The sequence below is a fragment of the Blastocatellia bacterium genome, from assembly GCA_025054955.1.
Classification (GTDB): Bacteria; Acidobacteriota; Blastocatellia; order HR10; family J050; genus JANWZE01.
Genome location: JANWZE010000016.1, coordinates 1 through 5679, shown reverse-complemented (window position 1 = coordinate 5679; position 5679 = coordinate 1). Strand labels below are relative to the sequence as shown.

Here is a 5679-nt window from a genome sequence, read left to right as displayed (position 1 = left end):
GTCTTTGATCACGGCCATCGCTAGACCCGGAATGTGGAACCGCTCTATTGTATAACGGACGTACTCATCCACCTTGTCGGTTTGCGCAGCAACCGACGCGGCAAGAAGAAGCATGCTAGCGACAATGAGTGAGAATCTTCGGTTCATCATCTATTCTCCTCCCAAAAAAATTGCCCACGAAACACGCGAACGACGCGAAAGAATCTCTTTCACCGTTCGTGGCAAGAGCTGGCCAACGGACGATCCTACCGCGATAGGGGTTTGCCAGCGCCCATTACCACTCATTCAATCCACATAGGCGATGCACTCGATCTCGATGGGCGAATCACCGGGCAGGTCCTTGACGGCGACGGTCGTGCGCGCCGGTGGGTCGGTCGGGAAATAGGTGCGATAGACCTCGTTCATCGCCTGAAAATTTGCGATGTCGGTCAAAAACACCGTGACTTTGAGCACCCTCTCAAGCGAAGAACCCGCTGCCTCCAGTACCATCTTGACGTTTTCCAGGCAGCGTCGCACTTGATTGGGGAAAGGCCCTTCAACGACTTTGCGCGTGGCCGGGTCATGGGCCACCTGCCCGGAAACAAAGAGCAACTGCCCGAATTGAATCCCAGAGCTGTAGAGCCGATTGGATGTCGGCTGTTCGCCCGCTTTGTAAATGACTTTCTTGCCGGCTCTTTGTCTCGACCTCTGGGCGGGAACGGCCAGCGGAAGAGCGACGGCAGTAGCTGCCGTTCCCCCGACGGCCTGACCTAAGAATTTTCGACGAGTGACGGTTCGACTCTTTCGACTCTTGCTCATTATGTGCCTCCTCTTCAGTGAAACCTCGGCTGTTAAATCTGCTCGACGGAGGTTGCAGGATAAGGCCGACGATCCGAGAAGGCAAGGGGACGACTCTCTGCGCTCCTTTGAAAATCGCCCACGAAGCACACGAACCTCACGAAAAAATTGTATGTTCATCGTTCGTGGCGTGCGCGGAGCTCATGGGCGATTCCCTTGAGAATGTGGCACAGGCGTTCCCGCCTGTGCTCGATTTTCATGCTTCGTGGCGTGCGCGGAGCATAAGAGCAGTTCCTGTGTTGAGCGTGCGCAAGCTGCCACGTCTCTCTGAGTGACGCCCTCTGCGGGTGCGCTGGTGCTCTTTACTCGCCTGTGTTGAGTTGGAAGATAAACGAGAGCGTGCCGCTGACTTTGACAGGGATGCCGCTGACCAGCGTGGGCCGGAATTTCCATTGTCGCGCTGCGGCCAGTGCGGCCTCACGGAACAATGGATGTCCACTGGCTACCTCAGCCGCGATGACGTTTCCTTCTTCGTCAACGATCACGTGGACTTCGACCGTGCCTTGCAGGTGAGCGCTGCGAGCGACGGCCGGATATGTGGGCATCACGCGTCGAATGGCATTGCCCTTGAGCACGCCGGTCGTCACGCGAATTGGTTTGCTGGGTGGTGGCGGTGGCGCTTGCGTTTGAATTTCGACTTTGGGCGGCGGTAATGCAGGGACTGGGCCGGTGGAGCCAAGCACGCCACCTAACACACCACCGGGCACACCGCCAATGACGCCACCCGGTACGCCGCCAATAACGCCACCCGGTACGCCACCCACGACACCAACCTCAGGCGCCTCGGTGTCTATTGACGGCAGCGATTTAGCTGGACGTGTAGGTGCGACGAAGCCGGTCGGAATAACTACTCGCCCCGTCGTTGGCCCGATTGCTGCCTTGGCGCTGCCCGCCGGCGGCGGTGGCGGCGGTGGCGGGGGTGGCGGCGGCGCAACCAGCGCCACTTCCAGCACTGCTTCTCTGAACTGAGGATGAGCCATCAAAATACTCGATATGATAATCGCGACAAGCCCCGCGGCATATACAAACGCGGTCAGCAAGAAAAACCACTTGACGCGCCCGCCAGAGCGTCGTGGACCGGAGATCACAAGAGCTTCTTCAAAAAGTGTTGCCTGCCTCATATCCATGTCCTTCCTTTGCTCGCGCCGCGCTTGGGGCGGCATTGCTGAGCATGTATTCACTGAATCTATAAGAGTGCAAATTTCGTGCCGAGTGTGCGCCGGCTGTCGCTTTGGTTAACCTATTGAGCGACAATGACGGCTTGCTGAGATGGTCGAGAATTGCCCCTGCTGGCGTGGGAATAATCACCCCGGCTGCGTCTTATGCCGCACTCAACGAAGTGTGAGGCGATTGTGCGCTAATGTTTGAGCGCACATTGGACAAAACGAGTTTCGCTTCAGATCAACCTGCTCGACTGAGTGCGAACGATGCATGACACACTCAAATGACTGGCAATGAACGAGTCCAAACGTATGGCCGAGTTCATGGAGCGCCTCTTTTTGGCAACGCTCCAGCAGTAACGCCTCGTCCTCTGGCAGGCCGTAAAACGATTGACGAAGCCGATGCGCGGAGATGATAGCTGCGGGGCCATTGAGTTGAGCTTCGCCAAAGACGAACGTCAGAATGGGAATGAACAAATCCACTTCGGTCACGCCCAGGATTTTTGTTGTTGCATGTTGGTTCAGTGTGAGCAATCGTGCTAGCAGCTCGGTCGAGTAGTATTGTTGCCGGACAAGGCTATAGGCTTGACTGACGTCAAGCAGCGGCGGCCCCAGTGTGCAGGGCATCTTGAATGTGTCGGGCAACGTGAGAATCAAGAACTCCAGCAGGCGCGGGTTAACGCTGCCCACCGGCACGAGGATGATTCGTGGCAGATCGGTCGGTTCCGTCACGTCGGCTCCCGTCGCAGGTGGTATCGTTTGATCTTGTTATATAACGTGACGCGATCAATGCCCAAGAGGCGCGCGCTCTGTGAGATATTCCAGCCCGTTTGTTGTAACACACGCAAGATGTGGTGTCGCTCCATGTCGGCCAGTGATTGGCCAGGCACAGGAGATGGCCCGTTATTGACTTGAAATGGCAGATCAGAGGGTTCAATGGTTGACCCCTTGCAAACCAGCACAGCGCGTTCAATAGCGTTTTGCAGCTCGCGCACGTTGCCGGGCCAATCGTACTGACAGAGCATGTGCATGGCGTCGGTGGCGAACCCGTGGATCGGCTTGTTCATGTTTTGCGCAAATTGCCGGAGAAAATGTTCGGCCAGCAGCGGGATGTCCTCGCGGCGTTCGCGCAGTGGCGGCAGGGCGATGGAGAAGACATTGAGCCGATAATAGAGGTCTTCACGGAATTTTTGTTCCGCCACCAACGCTTCCAAGTTTTTATTGGTTGCTGCGACGAGTCGAAAATCAACCGGAATGGGTGTGTTGCCGCCAACACGATAGATCGTTTTGTCTTCCAGCACGCGCAGGAGGTCAACCTGTGTTTTCAGGCTGATGTCACCGATTTCATCGAGGAACAAGGTTCCTCCATCGGCCATTTCGAATTTACCTTTTCGCCGGTACTGCGCGCCGGTGAATGCGCCTTTTTCGTGGCCGAACAGTTCGCTTTCCAGCACGCCTTCAGCCAACGCGCCGCAGTTGACGATCACAATCGGCATGTAGCGACGCGCGCTGTTGGCATGAATAGCCCTTGCAATCAGCTCTTTGCCGGTGCCGCTTTCGCCGCGAATCAGAACGGTCGTGTCAGAGGCGGCGACGAGGCTCACCTGCTCCAACACGCGACGCATGCTGGCGCTTTGTCCGATGATCTGGTGAAAGCGACTCATCTCTTCGATCTTGTCGCGCAGTTGGCGATTTTCTGAAAGTAGTTGTGCGTGTTCGACTGCTTTATGAACGATTCGTTCCAGATCATCGGGATCGAATGGCTTGACCAGGTAATCGTAAGCGCCTTGCTTCATGGCTTCCACGGCTGTCTCGACCGAGGCGTATGCGGTCATGATGATGATGGTCGCCGATGGGTGAATCTGTTTGATTTTGCGTTGAAGCTCAAGGCCATCCATGCCCGGCATTTTGATGTCCAGCAGAAACAGGTCCCACGTTTGCCGAGTCAACTTATCCAGCGCCTCTTTGCCTGATGCGGCGACATCCACCAAATAATTCTCTTCGCGAAACCAATTCTGCAGCGATTCTCGCACAATTGGTTCATCGTCCACAATCAAGATGCTGATAGGACGTTTTGTCATCGTGACACTCCTTGTTGTTGAATGCTCAACGTTCATGGTTGGTGAGTTACCTCCAGGGCACTTGGCTGATGGTTGATCGTAGCGTCTGGCAATCGGATGGTGAACGTCGCGCCTTGGCCGGGGGCTGACTGAACCTCAATCTGTCCGGCGTGTCGTTGAATGATGCCGTAGACGACGGCCAACCCCAGTCCCACGCCACGGCCTTGTTCCTTGGTGGTGAAAAACGGCTCGAAGATATGTTGTTGGGTCGTTGCGTCCATGCCGATGCCATTATCGCGGATCGTAATCTGGATGGCCTGCGCTTCGGCGTCGTAGTGCGAGATGACATCCAGGATGCCTTCGCCAGGCGTCATCGCTTCGCAAGCATTGATCAGCAGCGCCACCAGCGCTTGTTTGATTTGTTGGCCGTCGCACGTGACGATCGGGCGCCGTTCATCCAGTTGCACGCGCGTTTGAACGTTCATCAGATCAATGTTGTGCTGAACCAAGCGGAGTGATTGCCGGATGAGTTCATTGATGTCGGTTGGTTGCCGGTTGACGGGTGTGTGCCGGGCAAATTGCAAGAGATTCTTCACGATGTCGCCGCAGCGGGCTGACTCGGCGGCGATCGTTTCCAGATACTGACGTGCTTGTTCCGTCTTGAGGTCACCGGACCCGTTCTGCTGTAGTTTCTTCAACAGCAGCTTCGCGTATGTGAGAATGCCAGCCAGCGGGTTATTCAGCTCATGAGCCACAATGGCCGCCAATTTGCCCAGCGAGGCCATGCGTTCCACCTGAATCATCTGTTCATGGGCGCGTTTCAGTTCATCGGTTTTTTCGGCGACGCGCTGTTCCAACGATTGAGCCCACTCGGTGAGCTGCTCATGAGCTAGTTTGAGTTGCTCGGTCATTTGATTGAACGAGAGGGCCACGTCGCCAATTTCATCCTGAGCGCTGACGTGAACTTTATAGGTCAGGTCGCCGGCAGCCACGCGCTGCGTTCCGATCAGCAGTTGCTGAAGTGGCCGATGTACCATCGCCCAGATAAGGCCGATCACCAACAGCGCCATCAAGAAAATCATGACGACGAACATGCTCACCATCTGTCGTTGGGCATCTGCCATGCTTGCGTCCACACTGGCCAGCGACATGGTCACGTCCAACACACCGAGCACTTGCTGATCTGCCGGATGGGCATGACAGGCCGCAGTGTAGCAACTCGGCTCATTTTCAATTGGATTGATGACGCCGAGAATGCGCGTGCCATCAGCGTCAGTATAGATTCGCATGCGATCTGGGCGATTCAGTCGCGTCAACGGCTGATCAGCCGCGTGACAGCCGTAGCAGGCCTCGGCCGTCTTGTCCACGTATTGGTTGACCTCGCGCTCATCAGTTGAGAAACTGATTTTGCCTTGCTCATTAAAAATCCGGATTTTGTTGAAGCCCGGTTCGTTGCCGATCGTCTTGATGATGTGATAGACCTCGTCACGATGGTTTTTGAGCATGCTATATCGCGTGCTGCGTTTGATCGCATCGCTGATGCGGTCGGCGTTGAGGATGGTCATCTGTTCCAGATGCTGTTTGTGCAGGCGCACCGTGCAATAGCCAAGCGTGCCGAACAC

5 protein-coding genes are annotated in these 5679 nt (G+C 55.8%); all 5 read right to left on the bottom strand.

Features of this window, described 5'->3' with window-relative positions; all coding sequences use genetic code 11:
* Window positions 1-285: 285 nt before the first annotated feature.
* Window positions 286-657 carry a Rid family detoxifying hydrolase gene (locus NZ823_01435; protein MCS6803790.1) on the bottom strand — a complete coding sequence of 124 codons (372 nt, stop codon included), beginning with the start codon at window positions 655-657 and terminating at the stop codon, window positions 286-288.
* Window positions 658-1139: 482 nt separating this feature from the next.
* Window positions 1140-1958, bottom strand: a complete 819-nt coding sequence (locus NZ823_01430) for an energy transducer TonB (GenBank protein ID MCS6803789.1) — start codon at window positions 1956-1958, stop codon at window positions 1140-1142.
* A gap of 210 nt (window positions 1959-2168) precedes the next feature.
* Complete coding sequence (locus tag NZ823_01425; protein MCS6803788.1) at window positions 2169-2729, bottom strand: archaemetzincin family Zn-dependent metalloprotease; 561 nt, start codon at window positions 2727-2729, stop codon at window positions 2169-2171.
* Complete coding sequence (locus NZ823_01420) at window positions 2726-4078, bottom strand: sigma-54 dependent transcriptional regulator (GenBank protein MCS6803787.1); 1353 nt, start codon at window positions 4076-4078, stop codon at window positions 2726-2728. The genes NZ823_01425 and NZ823_01420 overlap by 4 nt, the downstream gene beginning before the upstream one ends.
* Before the next feature lie 32 nt (window positions 4079-4110).
* On the bottom strand, window positions 4111-5679 hold a 1569-nt coding region (locus tag NZ823_01415; GenBank protein MCS6803786.1), incomplete at its 5' end, for an ATP-binding protein.

What these genes read in the sequence shown, in the direction of transcription:
- NZ823_01430 (MCS6803789.1), bottom strand. Translation starts at nt 1,958, where the DNA reads ATGAGGCAGGCAACACTTTTTGAAGAAGCTCTTGTGATCTCCGGTCCA.
- NZ823_01420 (MCS6803787.1), bottom strand. Translation starts at nt 4,078, where the DNA reads ATGACAAAACGTCCTATCAGCATCTTGATTGTGGACGATGAACCAATT.